Genomic DNA, 25,581 nt, shown 5'->3' on the forward strand with positions numbered 1-25,581 from the left:
CTCGGATCGCGTGGAGGGTGGGTCCATCCGGCGTTCGACTGCCGCTTCGGCTGCCGCACCGCAGCCGTGCCGTGCCGGGGATGCGCGAGCCGCGCGTGAACTGAGCTACGGATCCCCGCCGTTGATCTGCGGCCGGCGTTCTTCCCCTTGATCGGCGATCACTATAGAGCGAGTGTGGGCATGCGCATCCAGATTCCTGTTCGAACGCAACTAACAAGCCACGCGTGTGATGTGACTTTGCGTCAGTACCTTGCGGGCGACAGCAGAGGATCTTGACGCGCGTCGTCCGCTGGTGGAGGCTTCCGACCGACGATCAAGCATGTCGACACCAGGGACGGAGTGGTGATGACGGGCCCGGTGCTCGCTGTCGACCAAGGCACATCGGGAACCAAGGCCCTCGTCGTCTGTCCGGTACGCGGGGTCATCGGCTCCGGTTCTGCGCGCGTACGGCCCCGCTACCTGTCGAGCGGCCGGGTGGAGGTCGACCCCGGCGAGCTGCTGAGTTCGGTCGTCGACGCCGGGCGGGCCGCACTCGCGGCGGCCGGTGAGCCGGTCGTCGCCGTGGGGCTGGCCAACCAGGGCGAGACCGTTCTCGCCTGGGACCCGACGAGCGGTGAGCCGTTGACCGACGCGATCGTCTGGCAGGACCGGCGCGCCGAGCCGCTCTGCACCGAACTGGCCCCGCACGAACCGATGTTGCGGGAGGCGACCGGCCTGCCGCTCGACCCCTATTTCGCCGCGCCCAAGATGGCCTGGATACGACGCCACCTGACGCGGCACGGCGTCGTCACGACCAGCGACGTGTGGCTGGTGCACCGCCTCACCGGTGCGTTCGTGACCGACGCGGCGACGGCGGGCCGCACCCAGTTGCTGGATCTCGACACCGTCGGCTGGTCCCAGGCCGCACTCGACGCCTTCGGCCTCACGGACGAGCGGCTGCCGGAGATCGTCGACGCCGACACCCGCGTCGGCACCACCTCCGCGTTCGGACCCGAACTGCCGCTGACCGGGCTGCTCGTCGACCAGCAGGCGGCGCTGCTCGCCCAGCGCGTCACCGAGCCCGGCACCGCCAAGTGCACCTACGGCACGGGCGCGTTCCTGCTCGCGCAGACCGGTCCGCTCCCCCGCCGCAGCGCCTCCGGGCTGGTCGGCTGTGTGGCCTGGCGGCTCGCCGGACGCACCAGCTACTGCCTGGACGGGCAGGTCTACACAGCCGCCTCCGCCGTGCGCTGGCTGACCGATCTCGGCGTGATCTCCGGCGCCGAGGACATCGACTCCGTGGGCGGGAGCGTCCCGGATGCCGGCGGCGTCACCTTCGTCCCCGCGCTCGCCGGGCTCGCCGCCCCGTGGTGGCGGGGCGATCTGCGGGGCTCGGTCACCGGTCTCGGCCTCGCCACCACGGCCGGGCACCTGGTGCGCGCACTGTGCGACGGCATCGCCGCCCAGGTGGCGGAGCTCGCGGACGCGGTCGCCGCCGATCTGGGCACCCCGCTCACCGCCCTGCGCGTCGACGGCGGCCTGACCCGGTCCGCGCTGCTCATGCAGGCCCAGGCCGATCTGCTCCAGATCCCCGTCGAGGTGTCGGCGCTGCCGGACGCCACCGCGCTCGGCGTCGGCGCGGTCGCCCGGCTCGGGCTCGATCCCGCGCTCACCCTCCAGGAAGCCGTCCCGCGGTGGAAGCCGTCCGCCGTCTACGAGCCGAGGGCCGGCGCCGGGCAGGCCGCGGAGCGCCGCGCGCGGTTCCGGACGGCGGTGTCGGCGCTGCTCGACGGCCCGGCATGACCGTCACCACCGGCGGCGCCCTGCCCTGCGGAGCGTACGACGTGACGGTCGTCGGCGCCGGGGTGGTGGGCTCGGCGATCGCCCGCGAACTGGCCCGGCTCCCCCTGCGGATCGCCCTGGTCGACGCATCCGACGATGTCGGCGACGGCACCTCCAAGGCCAACACCGCCATCCTGCACACCGGTTTCGACGCCGTGCCCGGCTCCCTGGAGTCCAGGCTCGTCCGGGAGGGACAGCGCCGGCTCGCCGCGTACGCCGCCGACAGCGGCATCCCGGTGGAACCGCTCGGGGCACTCCTGGTGGCCTGGGACGAGGAACAGCGTGCCGCGCTGCCGGGCCTCGCCGACAAGGCCGTACGCAACGGCTACCGCTCGGCCCGGATCGTTCCGGCCGAGGAGGTGCGGGCCCGCGAACCGGAACTCGGCCCCGGGGTGCTGGGGGCACTCGATGTACCGGGCGAGTCCGTGATCTGCCCCTGGACGACCACGCTCGCCTATGCGACGCAGGCCGTCCGCGCCGGCACCGACCTCCACCTCAACTGCCGTGTGGAGTCGGCTATTTCTGGCGACCCGCACGTCCTGGCGACCAGTCGGGGACCGCTGCGCACCCGCCACCTGGTGAACGCGGCGGGCCTGTACGCCGACGAGATCGACCGGCTCCTCGGCCATGCGGACTTCACCGTGACGCCCCGGCGGGGCCAGCTGATCGTCTTCGACGAACTCGCCCGGGGGCTGGTGCGGCACATCCTGCTGCCGGTACCGGGCGCGCTCGGGAAGGGGGTGCTGGTGTCGCCGACGGTGTACGGGAACGTGATGCTCGGACCGACCGCCGAGGACCTGGAGGACAAGATGGCCACCGGATCGACCGCCGAAGGGCTCGCAATGCTGCGGGAGAAGGGCCGGCGGATCCTGCCGGCGCTCCTGGACGAGGAGGTCACCGCCGTGTACGCCGGACTGCGGGCCGCCACCGGGTCCGAGGATTACGCGATCCGGGCCCACCCCGCGCAGCGGTACGTCACCGTGGGCGGGATCCGCTCGACGGGCCTGACCGCCTCGATGGCGATCGCCGCCCATGTGGTGGAGCTGCTCGCCGACGGCGGTCTGCCGGTGACGGGCGCACGGGAGCTGGAGCCGGTGCGGATGCCGAACCTGGGCGAGGCGTTCCCCCGGCCGTACCGCGACGCGGAGCTGATCGCTGCGGACCCGGAGTACGGCAGGATCGTCTGCCACTGCGAGCGGGTGACCCGCGGCGAGATCCGCGACGCGCTCGCGGGGACCGTCCCGCCCGGCTCGCTGGACGGCCTGCGGCGGCGCACGCGCGCGCGGGGTGGCCGCTGCCAGGGCTTCCACTGCGGCGCCGCCGTCCGCGCACTGTTCGAGGAGGCCCGCCGGTGAACCGTACGGACGTACTGGTCGACGTACTGGTCGTCGGCGCCGGCCCCGCCGGTCTGGCCCTCGCCGCCCGCCTCGCGGGCGGGGGCGCGGGGCGGGTCGAGGTCCTGGAACGCGAGCAGGACGCGGGAGGCGTGCCACGCCACTGCCACCACGGCGGGTTCGGGTGGCCGCCGCTCCCCTGGCTCCGGGGCCCGGCTTACGCACGGCGGTCGGTAGAGGCGGCGGTCGGGGCGGGGGCCGCGGTCCGTACCGGAGTCACCGCCACCGGCTGGGCCGGCCCCCTGTCCCTGGAGACCACGAGCCCGGCGGGCCTGGAGCGGATCACGGCCCGGGCCGTCGTCCTCGCCACGGGTGCCCGGGAGCGCCCCCGCAGCGCCCGTCTGGTGCCGGGCTCCCGTCCGGCGGGTGTGCTGACCACCGGGGAGCTGCAGCAGTCGGTCCATCTGTACGGGCAGCCCGTCGGACGGCGGGCCGTGGTGGTGGGCGCCGAGCCGGTGGCCCGTCACGCGGTACGTACGCTGCGCCGGGCGGGTGCGGACGTGGTGGCGATGGTCACCGAGCGCTCGCGCGGCACCGCCGTGCCGGGGGTCCCGCTGCTCACGGCCACGACCGTGGACGAACTGCGGGGCCGGGGCCGCCTGTCGGGCGTGGCCGTGCGCCACGAGGACGGCCGGTCGGGCGTTCTCGCCTGCGACACGGTGGTCTTCACCGGTGACTGGATCCCCGACCACGAACTGGCCCGGCGCGGCGGCGTCACCCTGGCCGAGGCCACCCGCGGACCCTCCGTGGACGCGTCCTTCCGTACGTCGGTGCCGGGTGTCTTCGCGGTCGGCAACGCCCTCCACGGCGTCGAACGCGCCGCCACCGCGGCCGCGGAGGGCGCCGCCGCCGCAGCCGCGGTGCTGGCCCACCTGTCGGGCGCCCCGTGGCCGGATCCCGGCCCGCCACTGGTCGTGCGGGCTCCGCTGGTGTGGGTGACGCCGGACCGGGTCACGGGCGTCGCGGTGCGGCCGTTGCTGCTGCGGTCCGGGGAGCCGCTGAACGGTCCGGTGGTGACAGTCGGCCAGGACGGGCGGCTGCTGTGGCGCCGGTGGTTCCCGGGCCCGGTGTCACCGTCGCGGTCGCTGCGGCTGCCGCCGGGGTGGACGGCCCGGGTCGACCGGGCAGGCGGCCCGGTGGTGGTGGGCCTCAGCTGACGGCACGGCCGGGGTGTCCCCCGGCGACGACCGCCCACTCACCGGGTGGGCGGCCCGACCACGGAGACGTTCGCGTCACGCGGGACGTCGGCCGTCCCGTCATCGGTCGAGCGCTGGGTGCGGGGTCGCACGGAGGGCTGCCGAGAGGGCGGGCAGGGAGTCCGTCGAGGTGTACACCGTCGCCGCGTCCACCGTCCCGGCCGGGCCCAGGTCGAGGCGGACCCGCGGGTCCAGACGCACGGCCACGTTCAGTGAGCTGTTCGCCGAACAGGCCACCGCCTCCGGTTCCCCCGGCACCGGCCGCGGGCCCCGGCCCGGGACGGTGCGGACCACCGGCGCCACGGAACGGACCGCCGAGCGCGGCAGCGTCACATCCCCGAGGAACCCGGTCCGCAGGACCACCCGCTCCGCGTCCACCTCGTGCGGATGCCGGACGACCGCGGCCACCAGGCCCAGCCCGGCCAGCACCAAGAGCAGTTCCAGCGCCGCGTGCACCGGCCGGACCGCGGGCGGCAGCATCGAGGAGAGCAGGAAGGCCACCACGACTTCCATCGCCACCAGGACCAGCACCACCTGCCGCAGCTCAACCGAGTGCCGCAGCCCCGGCACCGGCCGGCGCCGCACCAGTACGGCCGCCAGCGAACCGGCCCACACCCGCGCGATCCCGGCTTTGGCCGGCCTGGCCGTCACGCCCCCCATCGGCCGCTCCGTCGCTGTCACCGACACCCCCTACCCCCTCGTTCCGCCGTTGCTACTCCCAGGCTCGCGCGGGTCCGGCGGAACGAGAAGTGACGAATGTCAGGGGCCTGGGGCAGAGCGATGGGATGGTCCCGCTCGCACGGCCGGTGATGATCACCTCCGGTTGCCGCGCCGACGCCGACTCACGGAGAGGTGATGGCCTGTTCCAGCAGGCCGTGAAGGACGCGCTGCTGCTGCGGGGTGAGGCCGGACAGCGGGGAGTCCACGGCGAGGAGTGCGAGGAGACGTGTCCGCAGTGCGGTGCCCTCGGCAGTGAGGACGAGGTGCTTGGCGCGGCGGTCGGTGGGGTGCGGATGGCGCTCGACCAGGCTCTGCTTCTCCAGCTTGTCGACGACGAAGGTGGTGTTGGAGGGCTCGCAGCTCATGCGCTCGGCGAGCTCCCGCATGGTCATCGGCCCGCTCATCTCCCGCAGCGCGGTCGCCTGGGACGCGGTGAGGCCCAGAGTGGCGGCGCGCTCCCGTACATGCTCGGCGATCCGCTGGGCCAGTCCGTTCACCAGGCCGCACAGCTGTCGCTCGGCGATGGCCTGCTGCTCGGGGGACGTCGTCATGCCATCACCCTAGCAAGTCCGTCAAGGCGAAACATTTCTAGCTTGAATGATTCGAACTTGATGCTTATGGTTGGCGTCGTCGCCGCGGGAAACCCCGCGTCGACCTGATGACGACTCACAGGGGAGAACCCATGGCTGACTTGACGGTGGATCAGTACGAACGCCTGCGCCGGCCGGCGGGAATCCGCTCCATACGGCTGGGCGACACGAAGGTGTCGTACGTACCGGACGGCGATGTGCGGCTCCGGCCGCTGCAACTGCTCCAGGACACCACCGACGAGGTGTGGGCCGCACACCCGCAGTACCTGGACGAAACGGGCCACCTCGTGGGGAGCGTCGGCAGTCTGCTGGTGGAGCACGGCGGCCGCGCGCTGCTGATCGACGCGGGCTTCGGCCCGCAGACGCACGAGGCGCCGGACGGCCCCCTCGCCACGATCCAGGGAGGCGCGCTCCTCCGCAGCCTGGCCGAACTCGGTCGCAGCCCCGAGGACATCGAAGCGGTGGCCTTCACCCACCTCCACGCCGACCACCTCGGCTGGGCCTGTCAGTCCGCCCCCGGCGGTGACCGGCCCGTGTTCGCCCATGCCGAGTACCTGGTCTCCGAGCCGGAGTGGGACCGGCGCGACCTCCTGGAGGCCCAGGGCATGACCGAGCAGGTCGCGGCCCTCGCACCGCACGTCCGCACGATCACGGACGGGCAGGAGATCTTCCCCGGCGTACGCGCGCGGATCACCCCCGGCCACACCGTCGGGCACGCCGAGTACGTCATCACCGGGGGCGGTAGGCGCCTGATCGCCTTCGGCGACGCCGTGCACTCGCCGATCCAGATCGACCACCCCGACTGGTCCTCGGGCTTCGACCACGACCTCGCGCGGACCGCCGAGCACCGCCGCCGCCTCGTCGCCGAGCTGGCAGAGCCCGGCACGATCGGCTTCGGCGTGCACTTCGCCGACGTGGTGTTCGGACACGTCCGGCAGGAGGGAGACGGCCCGGCTTGGCGGCCGCTGGACGCCTGACCCGCCGGGCGTCATGGGGTGGTTCCCCGTCGGCCCAGGCACCACCCATGCCCCGACGGCGCGGCGCCGCGGCCCGGTTCCGGCGGGGAACAGCACCCCGGCGGTCAGGGCGACTGCGCCTCGGCGACCCCGCCGGGTCGCCCGTGCGGGTGCTTCACCGGAGGTATTGCCTGCTCAGCCCAGATGATCTTGCCCGTGGCCGTGTAGCGGGCACCCCAGTGCTGGGTTGTCTGCGCCACGATGAACAGGCCCCGGCCACCCTCGTCGTCGCCGGCGGCCTGCCGCAAGTGCGGCGACGTGTAGCCGCTGTCGGACACCTCGCAGATGAGCGTCTGGTCTCGGATCAGGCGCAGCTGGATGGGGCCGGCTCCGGCATACCGGATCGCGTTGGTGACCAGTTCGCTCACCACGAGTTCGGTGGTGAAGATCAGGTCGTCATCGAGCCCCCAGGCGCGGACCTGGGCAGACGCCGCAGCCCGCGCCCGGGCGACGTCCTGAGGGTCGGCGGTCAGGTCCCACACGGCCACCTTGTGCTCGCCGAGGACCCGGGTGCGAACCAGCAACAGCGCCGCGTCGTCGTCGGCCGGGCCCGGCAGCAGAGCTCCGACCGCCTCGTCGCACAGGTCGTCCAGGGGCCGGGTGGAGCGACTGAGGATCCCGGTCAGCACGTCCAGCTGCTCCTCGGAGTCGCGGTCACGGCCTTGCACGAGGCCGTCGGTGAACAAGGCGAGCAAGCTGCCTGGGGGAAGGGTCATTTCCGCGGATTCGAAAGGCAGGGCGCCCACCCCCAGCGGCGGGCCCGAAGGCAGCTCGGGGAAGGTCACCGTACCGTCGTCCGGGTCGACGACGGCGGGCGGCGGATGCCCGGCCCGCGCCATCGTGCACGTTCCGGACACCGGGTCATAGACGGCGTAGAGGCAGGTGACGCCCATGGCCTCGTCCTCAGGCAGTTCCTCGCCCGCGATGCGTGCCGCGGCTCTTTCGTCGGCGCCTTGCGTGACGAGGTCGTCGAGACGGGCGAGGAGTTCTTCAGGGGCGAGGTCCATCCGGGCGAGCACGCGCACGCTGGTGCGCAGGCGGCCCATGGTGGCGGCGGCCCCCAGGCCGTGCCCGACCACGTCCCCCACGACCAGTCCCACCCGGGTTCCGGACAGGGCGATGACGTCGAACCAGTCGCCGCCCACGCCGGCCCGGCTGTCGGCAGGAAGGTAGCGGTACGCGAGCTCCACGGCGGACAGTTGCGGCAGCAGCCGGGGCAGCAGGCTGCGCTGCAGGAGGAGGGCCGCGGCGTGCTCGCGCGCGTAGCGACGGGCGTTGTCGACGCACACGGCGAGCCGCGCCACGAGTTCGTCGGCCACGGCCAGTTCACCGTCGTCGAAGGGGACGGTGCGGTGTTCCCACGTGAAGGACACGATGCCCAGGTCGGTCCCCTCGGCTCGGAGCGGGATGGCCAGCCGGCCCGGCTCGCGAACGGGCCGTATGACGGCCGGTGCGCCGTCCTCGGCTGAGACGGCGAAGGGTGCGGCGGGGCTTTCCTCGGGCGGTGGTGGCCATACCCGGGCCATCCGGGTGTCGGGCCCGGCGCCGGGGTGCGAGCGGTCACCGTTGAGCGCCGTCTCCAGCAGGTCCACCGTGACCGCATCGGCGAACCACGCGGTCGCAACGGCTGCGAACTCGCGGGCGGTGCGGCTCATGTCGAGCGTCGTGCCCACGCTCCTGGCGGCTTGCACCAGGAGGTCCAGGCGCTGCTGGGCGAGGTAGCGCTCGGTGATGTCCACCGTCTCCTCGCACACGCCCAGCGGTGATCCGGCGGGGTCCTCCAGCCGGTAGTACGAGCATGACCAGACGTGGTCACGATCGGGGACGGAGGGCGGGCGGCCCCGGTAGTGCAGTTCCACGACGGGATCGCCGGTGGCGAGCACCCCGCTCATGACCTCTTCCAGCGTGTCGGGGCCGGGAGAGAGGATCACGCCGTGCGAGACCATGTCGTCCGGGCCGACGCCGGCGTAATCCGCCGGACCCATCTCCTTGTAGAGCGCGGCGTTCGTCCATACGACGCGCAGCAGGGTGTCGTAAATGGCCAGGCCGACGGGCGACTGGGTGGCCAGCCCGCGCAGCATCGACTGCAGGGCGCTCCACTGCTCGGTCTCGTCGGCGTCGGCCATGGCGAGGAGGCGCGCGGGCCGCGTCCCGGCGCCGCCGCCCAGGTCACTGCCGTCGTCACCGGGTTCCTCGCCGCCGGGCGACAGGGGGAGCACGGCGATCACGGTCCGCACGCGCTGCCCGTTCCGGTGGCGCAGTCGCAGCGGGCGCCGCAGGTCCGACAGGAGTTCGTTCCCTCCGGGGCCGGTCACGAGGTCGGCGAATGCCCGGCCGAGCACTTCGGACGCCGCGTACCCCAGCAGGTTCGCGGCTGCCGGGCTCCATCCCACCACCCGGTCCTCGCCGTCGAGGACCGCCATGGCTGCCCTGGACACATCAAGAGGGCCATGCGGTTCACCGAGGTCCGGGACCCCGTCCATGACGCCTCCCCCCACTGCGCAGGCCACCCGCCATACGCGGCGCGTGGACGCCGTCGGGCGGGCCGGCGGCGTCATCCGTGACCTTCCGTGAGGCCGAGCACGCACGGGCGGCCACGCCCCCGGACCGCTCGGTCCCTCGGGTCACGCCTCTCTCCCGGTCACACAGCCAGGATGCCCCTGCTCCCCCGGCTGCCGCATCCGGACGGCGGCGCCGCGGGAAGGGCACTTGGCCGAGCCTTCCGGGCACGCGGGTGACGGCTCCCAGGATGCGGCGGGTCCATGCCACCCCGCTCACTCCCCCGGACCTGCCGACGAGGATGACGTTGCCCGAAGCCCAGCGGCGCGGGACCACACGTACTGAGGCCGCTCCCGCTCGTAGGCTCGATCTGTGACCGAGAACGAGATCAAGCTCAAGGCGATTGCGGCGCTGACCGCTCTGCGCGGAGGTGTCGACGAGGGCCTCGTCTCCGACCTGCTCGGGGAGGTGATCCCCGAGCAGTTCTTTGTGCCGGCCGGGGCCCCTCCGGAAGAGGTCGGCGGTGCCATGCTGGACCAGCTGGCCGCGCCGCTGAGCGCCCTGGTCAGCGGCTTCATCGCGGCCTTCGAAGCGGTCGCCGACGCGTACGACGAGACGGGCTTGGAGCCGGATACCGAGGTGATTCTCCAGGACCTGGCCCTCCGCCTCGCTCGTGACAACTCAGGGTGACGGCAGTGAGCCGGTCGCGAAACTGCTCCGTCTCCGCGACAGCTGGGGCTTTCCTTGGATCATCCGATCTTGTTGCCTGCCCAAGCGGCGCGTACCGCGCCGCGCGTAGCAGCCGTGGGGCCGTTGGGGTGACAACTGTGTGGCGGGGGCGTACTCCCGCGCTGCACAAGCTGCTGAAGCGGGCAGGAATAGCGAGGCCATTCCCCCTGCAGGTGAGGAGCTGATGTCCCGTGCTCGAGCGCACCCGGCGCAAGAAGCGCACCGAGATCACGTTCGTCCTGCCCGCCGGCCATCCCGCGGGTGAGGTCAGCGTGGTCGGCGACTTCAACGACTGGCAGCCCGGCGCCCATCCCCTGGCCGAGCGCCCGGACGGGACCCGAGCGGTCACCGTCGCCTTCCCGGCGAACGAGCGGCACGGCTTCCGGTACCTCGCCGACGGCGGCCACTGGCTCGACGAGGAGGAAGCCGACGGCCACGACGGCCGCAACAGCCTCCTGCACACCTGAGACGCCACACGCCGTACTGCGGGCCACGACCACAGCTGACTCCCCGCCCCGGCAGCTCCTGAGGCTCCCCACCAGCCGGGGCAGACGAGGCCGCGGCGGGCACCGCAGGCGCCCACGTCCGGGGCGGTTTGCGTGCGGGTCCTCGGGGCACGGGCTGGGCGAGGGAGGCAGTCCGGCTCAGAGCGCGGAGGAGGTTGTCATGGACGACCAAGGTGGCGCGGGAGGCGTGCCGTTGAACGACGAGGGCAACGAAGAGACCCGGCGCCGTAAGCCGCACGCGGAGCGGACCGAGTCCCACCCGAAGCCCGAAGGTACCCGGGCCGCGGACACGGACGAGGCAAGCCGTCTCGACCGGCCGCATGTCCAGCCGCAGGATCCGGATGACCCACGCAAGCACCGGGTCGAATGGAAGGGTCCCGAGGGCGGCTGAACGTCGGCGTGCCAGTAGGCCTCGCGGAAGGGCCACCGGGCGGGCAGAGGCCGTTCGCCGCGGTGGCCCACTCGCCGAATGAACACGCCGTGTGCCTGGGCGATCGCACCGGACCCGGGGCGCGGCCGGTGGGCCTGAACCGCTTCCGTCCGGCCGAATCTCCGTCGTTCCACGTGCCTCGGGCCCCGTCCACGCTCCGCCAGCCGGGTGCCCGTCCGACGTGTCGTCCTGGAACCGGCCCGGCCTCGGGACGAGGATGTGGCCGACGTTTCCCGACTCGGCAGGAGCTTCCCGTGCTCGAACGCAAGCGCCGCAAAGGCAGCAAGGACCACACGGAGATCACCTTCGTCCTGCCCGCGGACACCCCGCCCGGACCTGTCAGCGTCGTGGGCGACTTCAACGACTGGCAGCCGGGCACGCACGAGCTGCGGCCACGCAAGGACGGCACGCGAGCGGTCACTGTCGCCCTGCCCGGGGAAAGCACGCACGCCTTCCGCTACCTGGCGGCGGGCGACTACTGGTTCAACGACGAGGGCGCCGACGCACTCGACGGCTCCAACAGTCTCCTGCGTACGTGACGGACTGCGTCCACTGACCTACAAGCCGTCTCCGGGAGCGCCCCACGAGTACCGTGGTAGGGGCTCCCTGGGGTGCACCAGCGGACGGGGTTGAGAGTCGTGTCGACATCGAGCCACGAAACATTCGGCGCACCCTGCTGGGTCAGTCTGATGGCCCGCGACCTCGACTCGGCGCAGGAGTTCTACGGTGCGGTTCTCGGCTGGGAATTCGGGCCCGTCCGTCTCGGAGAGGGGTTCTCCGTCGGCTTCAGCGACGGGGTCCCGGTGGCCGGTCTCGGGGCTCTGCCCCCCAGTGTCACGGTCCCCGTCGCCTGGACCCCGTACTTCTCCGTGGACGACGCCGACGTCACGGCCGCACGCATCCTCGAACGCAGCGGAACCGTCGCCGTCGGCCCGTTGTCCTTCGGCACCGGACGGGCGGCGCTCGCCGCCGATCGCGACGGGGCGCTGTTCGGGATCTGGCAGGGGGATGCCATCCCCGACTGGGGTATGGGCGGCGACGCCGCTCCGGCCTGGCTCGAACTGCGCACCAGGGACGCCTTCGACGCTGCCATCTTCTACGGCGAAGTCCTGGAGTGGGCTTGTGACGCCGGGTGCTGCGAAGTCGCCTACGTGGAGGACAACAATCGCATCCTGCTCCGCCACGCGGGCCGGACGGTGGCCCGCCTGCACGGCGGGACTCTCACCGAGTCCCCGGACCCGCACCTCCGGCCACGCTGGCACGTCCACTTCCGAGTCCCCGACCTCGAAACCGCTGTGAAGGCGGCTATCGGACTGGGCGGCAGCACTCTCTCCGTGACGGACTTCGGTCCCCTCCCCCACGAGATCACCCTGCGGGACCCCGAAGGCGCACTGTTCGGCATCGTCGGCCCGGCCGGGCCCGGCCTCTTCTGACCAGCCTGCGAGACCGACAAAGACAGAGTCGACGGGCTCGACGGTCCGGATTCATCCGCCTGCCGACGCCCTGCCCACGACATGGGACCGACCGAGCGCCGACGACACCTGGGCCGCGCGTCAGCCGCCGCTTCGCCTGCCGGGCGGGTCCTGCGGGTCCTGCGGATCGATCCCGGTAACCCTGCGGCTCGGGGGCCGGATCGGCATTGCAGGCCAAGGCAGGTTTGGCCCCACACCCCGTACGTCCCGCCCGGCCGTCCCTCGGCGGGCGGGACAACACGGGCTGCGTGCGATCAGTGACCGAGGGCGTTCTTGAGCTGCTGCTTGGTCATGGTCGAGCGGCCCTCGATGCCCCGCTTCTTCGCCTCCCGGTACAGGTCGTCCTTGGTCCGCTCGGACGAGCTGCCACCTCCCCCGGACTTCTCACCACCACGCTGCGAGGCGGACTTTCCCTGAGTGGAGCTGCGACTGGCCGTCTTGCTCTCCCCCGAACGGGCAAGTTCCTTGTTCACCGTGCGGGATGCCATCTCCTTCGCACGGCCCTCCGACATGCCGCGCTTCTCGCCGGACTCCTTGATGTGCTCGTATTGGCGCTCACGCTTCGGGCTGGAACCTCGCGGCATGTCGCGTCCCTTCATCGATGCTGTGATGTCACGGTCATGGTGAGGCGACCACGACCACCCCGCATCTCGCCCGCGCCGAACGAGGGGCCCGCCCGCCGGCGAGCAGTCCGCGCCGAACAGCAGTTCTTCGTCCTCCTCACCATGGACACACGAGTACATGTGGCCCCGGCCGGGACAGGGGCTCGTACTGGGTGGGGTCCATGCGTTAGCCGCGCACGCGACCGGGCAGGCGCCGGGGGACGAAGCGAACGCGGGAGCCACAAGGGAGGCACAGGCACAGTTGATGGCCACTGCCCCAGCGGCCGAGAGGACGAAGGCCCTCGGTGTCGGCGCGCGCTGCCTATCTGCGGCACCGACAAGGACAGGCGAAGCAGGTGAAGGCAAGTGAAGGTGATGGACCCCCTTACCCACTCCGGCCGCTCCGGAGGCGGAGAGGAATCAGTGGCCGAGCTCGTCTCGAAGGCGTCCCAGCAGCTTTCGCAGCTGGTCCGTGACGAGTTGCGCCTCGCGCAGGCGGAGATGACACAGAAGGGCAGACGCTTCGGCCTCGGCGGGGGCCTGCTGGGTGGCGCGGGAGTCGTGGCCCTGCTGGCGGCGCAATCGCTGGTGGCCGCGGCGATCGCGGCCCTGGCTCTGGTCGTGCCGGTCTGGGGCGCCGCGCTGATCGCGGCTGGAGCGCTGCTGTTGCTCGCTGCCGCGCTGGGCAGCGTCGGCAGGAGGAAGGTGCGCCAGGCCGGTCCGCCAGTACCCGCGCAGGCCATCGAGAGCGTGCGGGCTGATATCGCCGAGATCAAGGAAAGGGTGCACCGATGAGCAGGACGTCCCGGGAATCCGGATCCCAGCCGGCCAACGAGCGCCTGCGTGAGCAAGTGGAGGACGACCGGGCCGAGTTGGGCAGGACCGTGCAGGCACTGGCCGCCAAGGCGGACATCAAGGGCCAGGCGCGCGAGAAGGCCGCGGCGGCCACCCACCAAGCGCGCGAGAAGGCCGTGGCCGCCACCCACCACGTGGGCCGGACGGCGTCCCGGACGGTACGCCGCGACCGGTGGCTGCTGACCGCGGGCGCGGCATGCCTGGTATGGCTGGTGGCGCGGCAGGTCGCCGCACGGAGGCACCGATGAAAGCCGCAAAGATTGCTTACAAGCCCGTGGGACTGGCCCTCGGCGCCATTGGGGGCATGCTGGCCGGCGCCGCGTTCAAGCAGATCTGGAAGCGGCTCGGTCACGAGGACGACGCGCCGGACGCCACCGACGAGGACCGGTCGTGGCGGGAGATTCTCATCGCCGCGGCCTTGCAGGGTGCCGTCTTCGCCGCTGTCAAGGCCCTGATCGACCGCAGCGGCGCAGTGGCCACCAAGCGACTCACCGGCACCTGGCCCGCCTGACCCGGCCCTCCGGGGCCTGGTCAGACCACGCAGCGGTTCCCGCGTGACGAATCGGCCGTGTGAGCACCCGGCAGGTCGCCGTCTGAGCGAGGGTGGGGGCATGGTGCATGTACTGGGCAGCAGGATCCTGCTGCGTCCTACGGACCCCGAGCGCTCCCGCGCCTTCTACGGCGACACGCTCGGCCTCGCGGTCCACCGCGAGTTCGGTACCGGTCCCGAGCGCGGCACGGTCTACTTCCTCGGCGGCGGGTTCCTGGAGGTGTCGGGGCGCGCCGACGAGCCGCCCGGTCCTGGCCTGCGGCTGTGGCTCCAGGTCGCGGACGTGCGGGCGGCGTACGAGGAGCTGCGCGGCCGGGGCGCCGAGGTGCTGCGGCCTCCGCAGCGCGAGCCCTGGGGCCTGATCGAGATGTGGATCGCCGACCCCGACGGGGTGCGCATCGCCGTCGTGGAGGTACCGGCGGACCACCCGCTGCGCTTTCGCCCCTGAACCGGCACGGCCGCGCGGCCTGCGCGACGTGCCGGTTGGTGCCCTGCCCCACGGCGTACCCGAGCCGCTCGGCGACCGCGCCGTCTCGCGCGTGCAGGCGTGCCTTGTCACACGCCTGTGACAGTCGGCGGACACTCTCGCGAAGGTGCTCGGCCAGTCTCTTAACAAGAGACAAAACGGGCATTTAGCCCGCTGCTTCCGCGGACGTGAGCAGTGATGACCTAGCCGATCAGGCGGAGGAAATCCCATGAGCCTCACCCTCACCAAGCCGCACACCCAGGCCCCCGCAGCCACACTGGCCCCGCGCGAGCAGGAAGCACTGCGCCACATCGCCGCAGGCCGCACCTACCTGCAGACCGCCCACCACATGGGACTCTCCAAGCACACCGTCGACGTCTACCTCCGCCGCATCCGCGCCAAGCTCAACGTCCACACCACCGCCGAGATGACCCGAATCGCCATCTCCCTGGGACTGTGACACCCCGCCACCCAGCCGATACACCCCGTTACCACAACCGTCCACGAGCGATCCCTCCCCGGCAAAGGCGCACCCGCCGCGCCACCCGCAGCTCCCGGATGCGAACCAGCAAGAGATCGTCAGACATGGCTGCATCCCGTCGACTCAGCAGTCGGAGTGCGTCCGGATTCTCCCGGAGGAGAGCATGGGGCTCGACGCCCCGCTGAGCGACAGGTTGGCCCGGCATGGCGGCGATCACGCACCGAGGACGCCGAAACGAATCGGTGGTTCGTCGTCACCGCTTCGGGAGGAGCGCGTCCGTCCCCACGGACGACAAAAGGCAAGGAGTTCCCACTCCTTGCCACTCTCAACGTATAGCGCACTGGGGGGCTTGCGGCAAGGCCCGGGGCGTGCCACAGAATGGCCGGCCAAGGCCAGGACCTGCGGAAATAACTGATCCGCGAACTGCGCGGGCCGCTGGCCGCTGGCCGAAATCCAATCTCGTTGAATGGGTGTGCTGATGATTGACGTGATCGTGGTCGGCGGCGGACCGACCGGCTTGATGCTGGCCGGCGAATTGCGGCTGCACGGCGTGCACGTGGTCGTGCTGGAGAAGTTGACCGAGCCGACCCAGCAGTCCCGCGGACGCGGCCTGCACACGCGCAGCGTCGAGATGATGGACCAACGCGGCCTGCTGGACCGGTTCCTCGCGGTCAGTGAGAAGTTCCAGGTCGGCGGTTTCTTCGGCGGTATCCACAAGCCGTGGCCGGACCGGCTGGACACGGCTCACCCGTACGGCCTTTCCACTCTGCAGCCGGTCACCGAGCGGCTGCTCAACGAGCGTGCCCTCGAACTCGGTGCCGAGATCCGGCGCGGCTGCGAAGTGGTCGGGCTGACCCAGGACGAGGACGGCGTGAGTTTCGAGCTGGCGGACGGCACGCACCTGCGCTCGCGCTACCTCGTCGGGTGCGACGGCGCCCGCAGCGTGGTGCGCAAGCGGCTCGGCGTCGGATTCCCCGGTGAGCCCGCCAAGGTCGAGACGTTGCTGGGCGACATGGAGATGACGGCGGATCCGGCGACGGTTGCCGCCGTCGTCGCGGAAGTCCGCAAGACCCAATTGCGCTTCGGCACCATCCCCAACGGGGACGGGACGTACCGCGTCGTCGTGCCCGCCGACGGGGTGGCCGAGGACCGTGCGACCGCGCCGACCCTCGAGGAGTTCAAGCAGCAGCTGCGGGCCTTCGCGGGTACCGACTTCGGCGTGCACTCGCCGCGCTGGCTGTCCCGGTTCGGCGATGCGACCCGACAGGCCGACCGCTACCGGGTCGGCCGGGTGCTGCTGGCCGGCGACGCGGCGCACATCCACCCGCCGACCGGCGGGCAGGGCCTCAACCTCGGCGTGCAGGACGCCTTCAACCTCGGCTGGAAACTGGCCGCCGAGGTCAACGGCTGGGCTCCGGAAGGGCTGCTGGACAGCTACCACGCCGAACGGCACCCGGTGGGCACCCGCGTGCTGGACAACACCCGGGCGCAGATCACTCTGCTGGGGACCGATCCGGGTGCCACCGCGCTGCGGGAACTGCTCTCGAAGCTGATGGACTTCGAGGAGGTGAACCGGTACGTGACCGAGATGATCACCGCGGTCGGGGTCCGCTACGACTTCGGCGAGGGCCACGAACTGCTCGGCCGGCGGATGCGGGACGTGCAGCTGAAGCAGGGTCGCCTCTACGAGCTGATGCACGGCGGCCGCGGCCTGCTGCTCGACCAGACCGGCCGGCTCTCGGTGGAGGGCTGGGCGGACCGGGTCGACCACGTCGTCGACGTCAGCGAGGAACTGGACGTGCCCGCGGTGCTGCTGCGGCCGGACGGCCACGTGGCGTGGGTCGGTGACGACCAGCAGGATCTGCTCGGCCGACTGCCCCAGTGGTTCGGCACTGCCGTCAGCTGAACCGCCGAGTCACTGAGTCACTGTCCTGTGGGCGGTGTTCGTCGACCACGTGCCATCGAAGATTGATCGCTGTTACCAGACGACGATCCCACCGCCCTCGGCCCTGGCTCTCAGCGCGGCGGCAACGATGTTGTCGAAGCGCTCGGTGACGTAGTCGGCGTCGTAACCGCCGCGCCCGGCAAGGTGGCCGAGGTGCGGACGGATTGCCTCACACTCGGCGAGGAAGTCGTCGATCTCCTCCCGCTCCACGTAGAGGTTGTCGCCGTCGAGTCGCGGGAAGAACCGGGAACCCAAGGCCCGGATCGCCTCGGAGCCCCACAGTCGGGTCCGGGTGCTCTCGAAACCGGCCAAGGCATCGCCGTACTCGGGGTCCTCCAGGAAGTCGTGACCGCCGTCGGCGTCGTAGACAAACGTGTGCACGAGAAGACTCATGGGCCGATTCTCTTGAGCAGGGTCATGCCACGTCCAACGCATTGCCGAAGCCCCGGCCACAGTCGGCCGCAGCGTGTGGGCGCCGGGGGCTGTCGCTGTTCCGGTGCGGGTGTGGCCTCCGTCACATCCGGGTGGTGTCACATCCGGTGCGGCTGCGTTGTCCTCACTACGGAAGCGAGAGAAGGGATCGTCAGGATGAAGGCCGTCATCGTGTGCGCCTCCGTGTCGCACGGCAATACACGTCGCGTCGCCGACACCATGGCCCAGGTACTGGGCGCGAAGGTCGTCGCCCCCGAAGAGGCCGATCTGGCGGAGCTGGCCGGCGCCGACCTCGCGGGATTCGGCTCGGGCGTCTTCTACAGCAGGCTCCACCCCCGCCTGACCGACTTCGTCAAGGCACTTCCCGCCGGGCGGGGCCGGGCGTTCGTATTCGCCACCAGCGGGCTCCCCGAGATTCCGCCGGCGCCTTTCACCCGCCCCCTGGTCCAGCTCCTCGAAAGCAAGGGCTTCGAGGTGGACGGCAGTTTCTCGTGCCGGGCGTTCGACACCTGGGCGCCCTTCAAGCTCGTCGGCGGCATCAACAAGCAGCGGCCGAACATCGGGGACCTGGCCGCCGCACGGGCGTTCGCCGAGCGTATGCAGGACGTGACGGGGCCGGTGCCGTGACCGCCGACGGCCCAGGCCCGGGCCCCGGCGCGCGGGACGGACAACGGAGGTGCTCGGATCCTGCGCGCCCGGGCCGGCAGCGTCGGTCAGGACGCCCAGGCCTTGATGAGCACCTTGCACCGGGCTTCCGGATCAGTCCCGCAACAGCAGCACCAGGCCCGCCAGCACGACCGCCGAGGTGAGGGCGAGAAAGCCGTATGCCAGCCGGTGGTTGCGGAGCACCGGCACGAAGCGGTCCAGGGCGAAGCGGCCCGGGCCGGTGAGGGCGATGGTGACGGCCGCGGCAATGATCAGGGACTCGAACTCGACGCCCTCCCGGCCGAGCACGGCGCCGGCCCACTTGACGGAGATGGCGTTGATCATGACGCCGACGACGGCGGCGGCGGCCAGCGGGGTGAACAGGCCGAGGATCAGGCCCAGACCGCCCAGTGTTTCGGACAGGCCCGCGATCGTCGCCATCGCCTCGCCCGCCGGGTAGCCGGCCTTGCCGAAGAACATGCCCGTGCCCTTGATGCCCGGGCCGTCGAACCACTGGAACAGCTTCTGGGTTCCATGGACGGCCATGATCAAGCCGAGCACCAGGCGCAGCACGGGCAGGCCGACGTCATAGGGGGTGGTACTGACGGTCGCGGTGCGGGGAAGAGCGGAGAATTGCGTCGTGGACATCGTGGCGCTTTCTGTCGGGGCGAGTGAAAGACCGGGCAAGAGGGGGGGATGGTCAGCCGAACCGAACGGAACGCTCGGCCAGACCCGTCTGGAAGCCATCCACTGAGGTGCGGTGGGCAGCGAGCTTCCGGTGGCATCAGCCACGCCCAGGGTGACGAAGAGCAATGCGAAATGCCCGGTATACGGATGTGCGAGTCGCCTGGCCGGGATGCGCGTTCGAAGCAGGCGGGGCGTCCGCACCACCGGCGGCCGGCGCTCGCGTTCGTCCCGCTGCCGGGCCGGCTCACGCCTCCGCCCACGTTCGCAGCACGGCCTCCCGCACGCGCGGCTTCGGTGTGCCCTCCAGGGCGTGCTCACGACCCCACGCCGCGAGGACCCGCGGGTCCGCGGTTCCCGCCACGAAGCGGGCGAGCAGCTCCTGAGAGAGCGCTGCCTCCTCGGCGCCGTATCCTCCGGCCGCCGCCGAGTACACCGTCACCGCCTCCGGCCCGTACTCCGTCTCCAGCCGGAGCGTCATCTCGGGTGGTCCCTCACCGAGGAAGGCGCCGAACGCGGCCGAGATCATCGACCCGAGGAACTTCGGCGCACGGCCCGACGGACTCTCGGCGGGCACGTCCTCGACGACCGCGGAACGCAGCCCCTCCCACGTCCACGTCCGGGAACCGTCGGGGTCCACGGCTTCCAGCCCGTCGGCGGTCAACCGGACGCAGCCCCCGATGGCGGTCGGCGGCGACCCCACGTACACCGCGTCCGGAGTGACCCAGAACAGCCCGACCATCGTCACAACGACTCCCACACTCGTCTCTCCGGCACGAGCCCCGCCGACCCGGCCTGCCACCCGTACCGCCCGACCGGAACGGAACGCCGCAGACACGCCGAGCGGTCGTGACGGGGATGGTGTTGCTGCCCGTAGGGAGGAGCCCCGGCAACAGCCGATTCCGGATGACGGAACACCCCGCCCGGTCCACGCGGTACCAACCAGCCGCGGGCGCCCTCGCCGCATTCGTACCTACAGGTGGTTGCAGGTGCCGGGCCCTCCTGGCCGCGGTACGGGCACTTCATGACGCAGAAGAAGGACAAGGCGAGCGATGGCACCGACGCGCGGCCAAAGCTATCGAGCAACTGGCCCTCGCCGTCAGGGCCGGTTTCCCGGGCATGGGATCTCGGGCAGCGGGAGAACCCAATGGCGGGGAACCTGCCGGAAGCGGAACCACAGCCGTCTGCTGGTGAGTAGCATCCAACAGCAACACCGTGAGGTACGAGGAGAGTGAGCCGCGATGGCCGACGAGCCCGACACCACGCCCATCCAAAACCTGTACGCGCAGCGGTTCGCCGCCGATCTCGAGACCAACCGCAAGGAGCAGGAAGACGTCTCCTCGCAGATCGCGGAACTCGAGGTACGCCTGAAGCAGCTGAAGGAGGACGAGAGCTGGCTTTGCGGGGTCCAGGGCGCGCTGCCTCCGGTGGTCGCGGACGCCACCGCGGCCCAGTCCCCCGCCGAGGACACCGCCGCCGTGCCACCCGCGTCCGCGGAGGCCGCCGTGGCCGGGACCGTTCCCAAGCCGCGCCGGGCGAGGAAGGCGACCGACGGGGCGGCGCGTGGCAGGAAGGCGACGCAGGCGGAGAAGCCTTCCGACGACGCCTCGGCTCATGTGAAGGCCAAAAGCACCGCGCGCAAGCCCGCCACGGCAGCGACCCGCAAGACCACCGAGCACAAGGCGAGCAAGGCCTCGGAACCGCCGCTGCGTGAACTCGTCCTGGCCCTCCTGGTCAGCGCCCGTGAGCCCCGCATGGTCAGCGAAGTCGCCACAGAACTGGCCCAGGCCCACCCCGCGCGGCCGGCCTCCACTCAGGTGGTGCGCAACACCCTCGAAGCCCTGGCCAAGAAGGGGTCCGTCGAGAAACAGCACAAGCAGGGCTCGGTGATGTACACCGCCCCCCAGCCCGCGACGGCCGAGCCGGCGGTCGAGGCCGTCCCGACTCCCGAAACGACGGAGGAGAAGGTGCCGGCGGACATCTGATCTGTCACCCGGCTGGTCGCCGGCGCTGCCAGACGGGCGCCCGAACGGGGTGGCCCGCTCAGCCGGCCGCGACGTGTTGTTCGACTCGGGCGCGAGTGGGCAAACGCCGGCAGCGTCGGCACACGCGCCCGCTCCGCCGGACCGCGGACGGCCGGCGGTGGCTCTCATGACCGTGCGCACACCGGATGCGGTGCGGGGTGTGAACGCCGAGCCAGACAGGTTCGAGGAGGACGGCACCCTCGGCGGTGAGGCGTTCCCGGAAGGCGGCTGAGGCAGCGGCCGGGTCCTTACGCGCGCACGTGCGGCACACTCCTTGTCCCTGCTGGACGTTCGAGGGGCGCGGACTGCACAGGTGGCCGGCTGCGCAGCGGACCCGGTGCGGGGTGCCGTTTCCGAGCCAGGCCGGTTCGAGGAACTGCGCGCCGACGGCGAGGAGATGGGCGCGGAACGCGGTCTCGGCGCGTAAGGAGTGCGCTGGACGGAGTGGCTGGTACACGGGTTCCCCCAGGACTGCGTACTTCGGTCGAACGGTGCTGCGGACTGGGACCATTCCACCTGATGGGGACCACCTGATGCCACAGTCGTCCGGCGTCGGGTCTGGGCGCATTGTTCGCGGCGCATTGTTCGCCCGCGCCGCACCGATCGCGCTCGCGCTCATCCGCTCTCACCGGAGGCGTGGAGCGAGGTCGACGGGGCGTAGCGACGGAGGCGGCCGTACGGCGGGCCGCGTCACGGAGAAGGGGGCGCCTGGAGGGCGGTACGGCCGCCCGGCCGGGCCGTCGACGAGCCGGCCCCCTCGCCCGTATGTGCGCCGTCCGGGTCATCGCTCGCCCGTACGCGCCGCGCGCCCGCCCCGTACGGATCACGCCGGGAAGCCGACGGCGGTTGCGCGTGATCGGCTGGGCTCGGCTGGTTGCGGTCCCCTGACGGCCGGCCGTACACCACAGAAGGAGGAGTCCTCATGTCTCGTCGTCATATTCCGGCCGTCCTCGGCCTCGTGACGGGCGCACTGGTGGCGGTGCCGGCCCCGGCCGCGCACGCCGCCACGGTGACGGTTCCCTGTTCGGTCCCGGATCTCGTCGCGGCGATCAACGCCGCGAACAGCTCACCGGGACCGGACACGCTCCAGCTGGCGCGCAAGTGCACGTACCGGCTGGCAGCACCCGACCCGGTCAGTCCCGGCAACGGGCTGCCGGAGATCCGCAGCGAGATCACCATCGACGGCCGTGGCTCGACGATCGCGCGCGACAAGACGGCTCCGAAGTTCCGCATCCTCTTTGTCACCGGGACGGGCAATCTGACGCTCCGCCACACCACGATCAAAGGCGGCTTCGCCGTCGACTGCCCCTTCTTCGAGGACGACCTCCCGGGCATCGTCTGCGGCGGCGGCATCTCCAACACCGGAACGATGAGGGTGACCCGCAGCAAGTTCATCGGCAACACGTCCGAGTCCGGCGTGTTCGCCCAGGGCGGCGGTATCGACAGTCCCGGCACCGGAAGCGTGAGCGAGACCGAGATGGCCGGGAACCACGTCATCTACAACGGGAGCGCCATCGGTGGTGGCGCCGCCGGCGCTGCCATCGTGAACGACGGTCCGCTGACGGTCACCCGTTCCAGGCTGACCTGGAACACCGCGACGGTCACCGAGAACACCCAGAGCTTTGCCTTCGGGGCCGGCATCATCAGCTTTGCCCCGACGACCGTCGAGGACACGGTCGTCAGCAAGAACCGTTCCTTCGCCCCCGGGGGATTCGCGCGTGGCGCCGTCTCCAACGGCATTCCGGAGCCCGGCAGGATGACCGTGACCGGCGGCGCCATCACGGACAACACATCGGACGCTCCTCACGGTTTCGCCCAGGGCGGCGCCATCGCGAACAACGCCCTGATGACCGTGAGCAAGGTGAAGATCAGCGGCAACCGGGCTGTCGCCAAGGACGGCACGGCGCGCGGTGGCGGTGTCCGCGTGGGCCCCTTCGGCACGCTCGACCTGACCGACAGCCACATCACCGGCAACGTCGTCGACGCACCGAACGGTACGGCTCAGGGCGGCGGCCTCGACAACCCCGACGGCGGCACCCTGACAGCCAGGCGCAACCAGGTCCTCCGGAACACGGTCATCGCGAAGGACGGCACCGCGCAGGGCGGCGGCCTCTACCACGGCGGGGGAACCACGGGGCTGGGCACCACCACGCTGGAGGGCAACACCATCAGCCGCAACCGGGCGGGCGACGGCGGCGGCATCTTCAAGGCCTCCGGCGTCCTCACCCTGAACGGCGACGTCATCCGCGACAACCGACCGAACAACTGCAGCCCGGTCGGCGCGGTCCCGGGCTGCACCGGCTGACGGTCCCCCAGGGTCAGTCCGGCCCGTCGGGCGGTGCGGCCGCGACCAGGCCAAGGCCCGGGCCTAAGGGCTGTCCTGTAATCCCCGGTGGATCAGCGCACGGCGTCAGATGCGGTGCATCGCAAGGCGGAGGGGCGCCCCCATACTGGGTGTATTCGGGCGTTCCGACAACGCAGCGAGGTGCCGTAGCTGGCGTCGTGCGCCCGCCGGGGATTACGGGACAGCCCTTAGGCCCAGGCGAACCGCATCCCGTCCACGAGTGCGCGGGTTCGGCCGCGGCCAGGTGCTCGCCGACCTGTCGCTCCGTATCCGGGCGCGGCGGGACCGTCCGGCCGATGGCACGCAGCCGGCCTCGGTAGTCGTGGCGGCCGAGGAGAGGAACTGCGCCCGGGCGAGGGTGCCGGTGACCGCGCCGGTGACCGCCTCGGCCCGTGTGCTGTCCGCCGCGAGACCGGCACGGGCTCAGGCCCGGGCCGGCGACCGGCACGAGACCGACACCGCCATGCCGACGCTGGTCGGCGCCGTGCCGACCGTCCAATCCGTACGCGCGCTGCGCGCGACGGCCGACGGGATCGGCCTGGTCCGGCACGGCCACCGCGTGCCGCGCCGTACCCCCGACACCGCTCGCGCCCCCGGCGGCGCGGCTGCGGGCCACCGGCCGGTCTGACCGGGCCAGGGGCCGTCCGGGGAGCGGCTAGGGTTCTCCACCGTGCCCCACCTCGAGATATCCGACCTGATCACCGTCACGGACCCGCACGGCGGCGCGCGCCTGCCCGTGCGCCGGGCCGACGTGATCCGCCGGCTCCACGAGGCCGGTGACCGGCGCGCTGCCCGCATCGTCGCGGCGCTGCCCGTCGCCGGCAGGACGTGCTCGACCCGCTGGCCGTGGATCGCCTGATGATCGGCGTACACACCGAGCTGCAGCGGCTCAGCGAGGAGCTGCGCATGGGCGAGCGACTCGTCCACGTGCTCGGCCCGCTGTTCGACGCCATCCGCACGACGGCGGGACCCGCGGGTGGTGCGGGGCCGCTTCGGCTCGTGGATATCGGGTCGGGGCTCGGATACGTCGTCCGCTGGCTCGCCGCCCACGGCGCACTCGGCCCGGACGTCGAGCTCGTCGGGGTGGACCTGGACGCCGCGCTCGTCGGCGAGGCCGACCGGCTGGCCCGCGCAGAGGGCCTGGACTGCCGCTTCGTCCACGGGAACGCTTTCGACCTGCCGGAAGCCGCCACCGTGTACGTGTCCACCGGAGTGCTGCACCATTTCCGGGGGCCCGACCTCGCGGAGTTCTTCCGGGCGCAGGCCGCCTCGCCCGCGCTCGCCTTCTGCCACTTCGACATCGCTGCCACCCGGCTCGCGCCCGTCGGGGCCTGGGTCTTCCACCGGGCGCGGATGCGCCATCCGCTCGGCCGCCACGACGGAGTCGCCTCGGCCCGCCGCGCCCACACCGACGAAACGCTGCTGCACGCGGCGGCCGCTCCGGGCATCCGGCCCCTGCTGTACGAGCCCCGGGGGCTGGCGAACCCGTTCTGCACCACCCTGCGACCGGTCATCGGCGTCCGTCCTCAGCTGGAGGCGCCGCTGCGCCGGGCGCTGGGCCGCGCCTCCCGCCGGCTCGTGGGCCCCGAGCAGCTCGGCGGGACGCCGCGATGACCCCGCCGGACGCGGCTCCCGCCCTGTCCTTGACGCTCACCGCGCTGGGCCTGGTGGACTCGGCCTTCAGCGGCTTCCGCGCCTACGCCGGACGGGACGCCCGGATCCGCAAGCACCGTGCCGTCGTCCGGGCGGCCCTGCGCGGCCTGGCCGTGGGCGGCGCCCTGCTGCTCGCCCCCGTGCTCACGGCCGGCGGCGTCCTGCTGGCCGCAGCCGACCGCGCCCGCACGTACGCGGCCCTCACCGAGGGCGGCATCGGCTACCTGGGCCCCCTCGCCTGCTACGCCCTGGCGGTACTGCTCTCGCTCGCCGCGTACTTCGTGCTGCCGTTCCGTGCGGCCACCCTGGCCATGGTGGCAGGGCTCGGCCCCCTGACCCTGCTGCGGCCGCTCGTCGTGGCCGCCGCCTGCGTCGGCGCCTTCGCCCGTGGGGGTGGTGTGCCCGCGCTCCTCGTGGGTACGGTCGCGGGCGTCGCGGTGTTGTGCGTCGAGCCGCTCGTGCACCGCCGCTGGTACTCCGCGGCGCTCACGGACGGCCCGACCGCCCGGTCGTGAGCGGAACGTCAG

General features: G+C 72.0%; 29 protein-coding genes. 22 read left to right on the forward strand and 7 right to left on the reverse strand.

The features are described 5' to 3' along the window. Positions 1-345: 345 nt before the first annotated feature. Genes ACGFYQ_RS30215 through ACGFYQ_RS30225 form a run of 3 tightly spaced genes read left to right on the forward strand, consistent with a single transcriptional unit; the run spans position 346 to position 4,372 of the window. The gene (locus ACGFYQ_RS30215; protein ID WP_393749339.1) at positions 346-1,782 is read left to right on the forward strand and encodes an FGGY family carbohydrate kinase; all 1,437 of its coding nucleotides are present in this window, start codon (positions 346-348) and stop codon (positions 1,780-1,782) included. Further along, a complete protein-coding gene (locus ACGFYQ_RS30220) occupies positions 1,779-3,176 on the forward strand; it encodes an FAD-dependent oxidoreductase (RefSeq protein WP_393749340.1) in 1,398 nt (465 codons plus the stop codon). Before ACGFYQ_RS30215 ends, ACGFYQ_RS30220 begins: the two co-directional genes overlap by 4 nt. After that, positions 3,173-4,372, forward strand: a complete 1,200-nt coding sequence (locus tag ACGFYQ_RS30225) for an NAD(P)/FAD-dependent oxidoreductase (protein ID WP_393749341.1) — start codon at positions 3,173-3,175, stop codon at positions 4,370-4,372. The genes ACGFYQ_RS30220 and ACGFYQ_RS30225 overlap by 4 nt, the downstream gene beginning before the upstream one ends. Positions 4,373-4,471: 99 nt before the next feature. On the opposite strand, the gene ACGFYQ_RS30230 is transcribed toward ACGFYQ_RS30225, so the two are convergent. Both ACGFYQ_RS30230 and ACGFYQ_RS30235 read right to left on the reverse strand, forming a co-directional pair. Beyond that, positions 4,472-5,062, reverse strand: coding sequence for a hypothetical protein (locus ACGFYQ_RS30230; RefSeq protein WP_393749342.1), 591 nt, complete (start codon positions 5,060-5,062; stop codon positions 4,472-4,474). 191 nt (positions 5,063-5,253) lie between these two features. Continuing rightward, positions 5,254-5,682: a MarR family winged helix-turn-helix transcriptional regulator gene (locus tag ACGFYQ_RS30235; RefSeq protein ID WP_393749343.1), complete on the reverse strand. Its 429-nt coding sequence runs from the start codon at positions 5,680-5,682 to the stop codon at positions 5,254-5,256. Between the two features lie 131 nt (positions 5,683-5,813). Here ACGFYQ_RS30235 and ACGFYQ_RS30240 point away from each other — a divergent pair, with 131 nt between their 5' ends. Next, positions 5,814-6,698 (forward strand): MBL fold metallo-hydrolase, encoded by an 885-nt coding sequence (locus ACGFYQ_RS30240; RefSeq protein ID WP_393749344.1) that lies wholly within the window; start codon positions 5,814-5,816, stop codon positions 6,696-6,698. A gap of 104 nt (positions 6,699-6,802) precedes the next feature. Here the strand turns inward: ACGFYQ_RS30240 and ACGFYQ_RS30245 are convergent, their stop codons facing one another. Then, the gene (locus ACGFYQ_RS30245) at positions 6,803-9,220 is read right to left on the reverse strand and encodes a SpoIIE family protein phosphatase (RefSeq protein ID WP_393749345.1); all 2,418 of its coding nucleotides are present in this window, start codon (positions 9,218-9,220) and stop codon (positions 6,803-6,805) included. A 388-nt stretch (positions 9,221-9,608) separates the two neighbouring features. Here ACGFYQ_RS30245 and ACGFYQ_RS30250 point away from each other — a divergent pair, with 388 nt between their 5' ends. The 5 genes from ACGFYQ_RS30250 (at position 9,609) to ACGFYQ_RS30270 (ending at position 12,334) form a co-directional block, all read left to right on the forward strand. Then, positions 9,609-9,926, forward strand: coding sequence for a hypothetical protein (locus ACGFYQ_RS30250; RefSeq protein WP_393749346.1), 318 nt, complete (start codon positions 9,609-9,611; stop codon positions 9,924-9,926). A gap of 230 nt (positions 9,927-10,156) precedes the next feature. Next, a complete protein-coding gene (locus ACGFYQ_RS30255) occupies positions 10,157-10,432 on the forward strand; it encodes an isoamylase early set domain-containing protein (protein WP_393749347.1) in 276 nt (91 codons plus the stop codon). A 199-nt stretch (positions 10,433-10,631) separates the two neighbouring features. After that, entirely contained in the window at positions 10,632-10,862 is a 231-nt protein-coding gene (locus tag ACGFYQ_RS30260; RefSeq protein WP_393749348.1) for a hypothetical protein, read from the forward strand. Between the two features lie 293 nt (positions 10,863-11,155). Further along, complete coding sequence (locus ACGFYQ_RS30265; RefSeq protein ID WP_393749349.1) at positions 11,156-11,440, forward strand: isoamylase early set domain-containing protein; 285 nt, start codon at positions 11,156-11,158, stop codon at positions 11,438-11,440. 150 nt (positions 11,441-11,590) lie between these two features. Beyond that, the gene (locus ACGFYQ_RS30270) at positions 11,591-12,334 is read left to right on the forward strand and encodes a VOC family protein (RefSeq protein ID WP_393749350.1); all 744 of its coding nucleotides are present in this window, start codon (positions 11,591-11,593) and stop codon (positions 12,332-12,334) included. Between the two features lie 293 nt (positions 12,335-12,627). On the opposite strand, the gene ACGFYQ_RS30275 is transcribed toward ACGFYQ_RS30270, so the two are convergent. After that, a complete protein-coding gene (locus ACGFYQ_RS30275) occupies positions 12,628-12,957 on the reverse strand; it encodes a plasmid stabilization protein (RefSeq protein WP_393749351.1) in 330 nt (109 codons plus the stop codon). 393 nt (positions 12,958-13,350) lie between these two features. Between ACGFYQ_RS30275 and ACGFYQ_RS30280 the strand changes: the two genes are divergently transcribed. The 6 genes from ACGFYQ_RS30280 (at position 13,351) to rox (ending at position 17,233) form a co-directional block, all read left to right on the forward strand. After that, positions 13,351-13,770 (forward strand): phage holin family protein, encoded by a 420-nt coding sequence (locus ACGFYQ_RS30280; protein ID WP_393749426.1) that lies wholly within the window; start codon positions 13,351-13,353, stop codon positions 13,768-13,770. Beyond that, on the forward strand, positions 13,767-14,078 hold the full coding sequence (locus tag ACGFYQ_RS30285) for a DUF3618 domain-containing protein (protein ID WP_393749352.1): 312 nt from the start codon (positions 13,767-13,769) through the stop codon (positions 14,076-14,078). The genes ACGFYQ_RS30280 and ACGFYQ_RS30285 overlap by 4 nt, the downstream gene beginning before the upstream one ends. Continuing rightward, positions 14,075-14,341 carry a DUF4235 domain-containing protein gene (locus tag ACGFYQ_RS30290; protein ID WP_393749353.1) on the forward strand — a complete coding sequence of 89 codons (267 nt, stop codon included), beginning with the start codon at positions 14,075-14,077 and terminating at the stop codon, positions 14,339-14,341. The genes ACGFYQ_RS30285 and ACGFYQ_RS30290 overlap by 4 nt, the downstream gene beginning before the upstream one ends. Before the next feature lie 100 nt (positions 14,342-14,441). Next, on the forward strand, positions 14,442-14,828 hold the full coding sequence (locus tag ACGFYQ_RS30295; protein ID WP_393749354.1) for a VOC family protein: 387 nt from the start codon (positions 14,442-14,444) through the stop codon (positions 14,826-14,828). Between the two features lie 247 nt (positions 14,829-15,075). Then, entirely contained in the window at positions 15,076-15,306 is a 231-nt protein-coding gene (locus tag ACGFYQ_RS30300; RefSeq protein WP_393749355.1) for a response regulator transcription factor, read from the forward strand. Positions 15,307-15,805: 499 nt separating this feature from the next. Next, complete coding sequence (gene rox / locus ACGFYQ_RS30305) at positions 15,806-17,233, forward strand: rifampin monooxygenase (RefSeq protein WP_393749356.1); 1,428 nt, start codon at positions 15,806-15,808, stop codon at positions 17,231-17,233. A gap of 72 nt (positions 17,234-17,305) precedes the next feature. On the opposite strand, the gene ACGFYQ_RS30310 is transcribed toward rox, so the two are convergent. Further along, positions 17,306-17,665, reverse strand: a complete 360-nt coding sequence (locus ACGFYQ_RS30310) for a hypothetical protein (protein ID WP_393749357.1) — start codon at positions 17,663-17,665, stop codon at positions 17,306-17,308. 195 nt (positions 17,666-17,860) lie between these two features. Between ACGFYQ_RS30310 and ACGFYQ_RS30315 the strand changes: the two genes are divergently transcribed. Beyond that, positions 17,861-18,331, forward strand: a complete 471-nt coding sequence (locus ACGFYQ_RS30315; protein WP_393749358.1) for a flavodoxin family protein — start codon at positions 17,861-17,863, stop codon at positions 18,329-18,331. A gap of 132 nt (positions 18,332-18,463) precedes the next feature. On the opposite strand, the gene ACGFYQ_RS30320 is transcribed toward ACGFYQ_RS30315, so the two are convergent. Both ACGFYQ_RS30320 and ACGFYQ_RS30325 read right to left on the reverse strand, forming a co-directional pair. Further along, positions 18,464-18,997, reverse strand: coding sequence for a DoxX family protein (locus ACGFYQ_RS30320; protein ID WP_393749359.1), 534 nt, complete (start codon positions 18,995-18,997; stop codon positions 18,464-18,466). Positions 18,998-19,280: 283 nt separating this feature from the next. Then, complete coding sequence (locus tag ACGFYQ_RS30325; protein WP_393749360.1) at positions 19,281-19,781, reverse strand: hypothetical protein; 501 nt, start codon at positions 19,779-19,781, stop codon at positions 19,281-19,283. Positions 19,782-20,274: 493 nt separating this feature from the next. Between ACGFYQ_RS30325 and ACGFYQ_RS30330 the strand changes: the two genes are divergently transcribed. The 6 genes from ACGFYQ_RS30330 (at position 20,275) to ACGFYQ_RS30355 (ending at position 25,569) form a co-directional block, all read left to right on the forward strand. Beyond that, positions 20,275-21,018 carry a hypothetical protein gene (locus ACGFYQ_RS30330; RefSeq protein ID WP_393749361.1) on the forward strand — a complete coding sequence of 248 codons (744 nt, stop codon included), beginning with the start codon at positions 20,275-20,277 and terminating at the stop codon, positions 21,016-21,018. Between the two features lie 961 nt (positions 21,019-21,979). Further along, the gene (locus ACGFYQ_RS30335; protein WP_393749362.1) at positions 21,980-23,362 is read left to right on the forward strand and encodes a hypothetical protein; all 1,383 of its coding nucleotides are present in this window, start codon (positions 21,980-21,982) and stop codon (positions 23,360-23,362) included. A gap of 259 nt (positions 23,363-23,621) precedes the next feature. After that, positions 23,622-24,029, forward strand: coding sequence for a hypothetical protein (locus tag ACGFYQ_RS30340; protein ID WP_393749363.1), 408 nt, complete (start codon positions 23,622-23,624; stop codon positions 24,027-24,029). Positions 24,030-24,071: 42 nt separating this feature from the next. After that, positions 24,072-24,260: a hypothetical protein gene (locus tag ACGFYQ_RS30345; protein WP_393749364.1), complete on the forward strand. Its 189-nt coding sequence runs from the start codon at positions 24,072-24,074 to the stop codon at positions 24,258-24,260. Further along, the gene (locus ACGFYQ_RS30350) at positions 24,260-25,015 is read left to right on the forward strand and encodes a class I SAM-dependent methyltransferase (protein ID WP_393749365.1); all 756 of its coding nucleotides are present in this window, start codon (positions 24,260-24,262) and stop codon (positions 25,013-25,015) included. The genes ACGFYQ_RS30345 and ACGFYQ_RS30350 overlap by 1 nt, the downstream gene beginning before the upstream one ends. Next, positions 25,012-25,569 (forward strand): hypothetical protein, encoded by a 558-nt coding sequence (locus ACGFYQ_RS30355; RefSeq protein WP_393749366.1) that lies wholly within the window; start codon positions 25,012-25,014, stop codon positions 25,567-25,569. The genes ACGFYQ_RS30350 and ACGFYQ_RS30355 overlap by 4 nt, the downstream gene beginning before the upstream one ends. Positions 25,570-25,581: the final 12 nt, after the last annotated feature.

The organism is Streptomyces sp. NPDC048258, assembly GCF_043201995.1.
Taxonomy (GTDB): domain Bacteria; phylum Actinomycetota; class Actinomycetes; order Streptomycetales; family Streptomycetaceae; genus Streptomyces.

Coding starts and splice junctions, on each gene's coding strand:
- ACGFYQ_RS30240 (WP_393749344.1), top strand. CDS start 5,814: ATGGCTGACTTGACGGTGGATCAGTACGAACGCCTGCGCCGGCCGGCG.
- ACGFYQ_RS30245 (WP_393749345.1), bottom strand. CDS start 9,220: ATGGACGGGGTCCCGGACCTCGGTGAACCGCATGGCCCTCTTGATGTG.
- ACGFYQ_RS30335 (WP_393749362.1), top strand. CDS start 21,980: ATGTCTCGTCGTCATATTCCGGCCGTCCTCGGCCTCGTGACGGGCGCA.
- ACGFYQ_RS30215 (WP_393749339.1), top strand. CDS start 346: ATGACGGGCCCGGTGCTCGCTGTCGACCAAGGCACATCGGGAACCAAG.
- ACGFYQ_RS30350 (WP_393749365.1), top strand. CDS start 24,260: ATGATCGGCGTACACACCGAGCTGCAGCGGCTCAGCGAGGAGCTGCGC.
- ACGFYQ_RS30290 (WP_393749353.1), top strand. CDS start 14,075: ATGAAAGCCGCAAAGATTGCTTACAAGCCCGTGGGACTGGCCCTCGGC.
- ACGFYQ_RS30235 (WP_393749343.1), bottom strand. CDS start 5,682: ATGACGACGTCCCCCGAGCAGCAGGCCATCGCCGAGCGACAGCTGTGC.
- rox (WP_393749356.1), top strand. CDS start 15,806: ATGATTGACGTGATCGTGGTCGGCGGCGGACCGACCGGCTTGATGCTG.
- ACGFYQ_RS30320 (WP_393749359.1), bottom strand. CDS start 18,997: ATGTCCACGACGCAATTCTCCGCTCTTCCCCGCACCGCGACCGTCAGT.
- ACGFYQ_RS30315 (WP_393749358.1), top strand. CDS start 17,861: ATGAAGGCCGTCATCGTGTGCGCCTCCGTGTCGCACGGCAATACACGT.
- ACGFYQ_RS30270 (WP_393749350.1), top strand. CDS start 11,591: ATGGCCCGCGACCTCGACTCGGCGCAGGAGTTCTACGGTGCGGTTCTC.
- ACGFYQ_RS30285 (WP_393749352.1), top strand. CDS start 13,767: ATGAGCAGGACGTCCCGGGAATCCGGATCCCAGCCGGCCAACGAGCGC.
- ACGFYQ_RS30260 (WP_393749348.1), top strand. CDS start 10,632: ATGGACGACCAAGGTGGCGCGGGAGGCGTGCCGTTGAACGACGAGGGC.
- ACGFYQ_RS30220 (WP_393749340.1), top strand. CDS start 1,779: ATGACCGTCACCACCGGCGGCGCCCTGCCCTGCGGAGCGTACGACGTG.
- ACGFYQ_RS30355 (WP_393749366.1), top strand. CDS start 25,012: ATGACCCCGCCGGACGCGGCTCCCGCCCTGTCCTTGACGCTCACCGCG.
- ACGFYQ_RS30310 (WP_393749357.1), bottom strand. CDS start 17,665: ATGAGTCTTCTCGTGCACACGTTTGTCTACGACGCCGACGGCGGTCAC.
- ACGFYQ_RS30275 (WP_393749351.1), bottom strand. CDS start 12,957: ATGCCGCGAGGTTCCAGCCCGAAGCGTGAGCGCCAATACGAGCACATC.
- ACGFYQ_RS30280 (WP_393749426.1), top strand. CDS start 13,351: ATGGACCCCCTTACCCACTCCGGCCGCTCCGGAGGCGGAGAGGAATCA.
- ACGFYQ_RS30295 (WP_393749354.1), top strand. CDS start 14,442: ATGGTGCATGTACTGGGCAGCAGGATCCTGCTGCGTCCTACGGACCCC.
- ACGFYQ_RS30330 (WP_393749361.1), top strand. CDS start 20,275: ATGGCCGACGAGCCCGACACCACGCCCATCCAAAACCTGTACGCGCAG.
- ACGFYQ_RS30300 (WP_393749355.1), top strand. CDS start 15,076: ATGAGCCTCACCCTCACCAAGCCGCACACCCAGGCCCCCGCAGCCACA.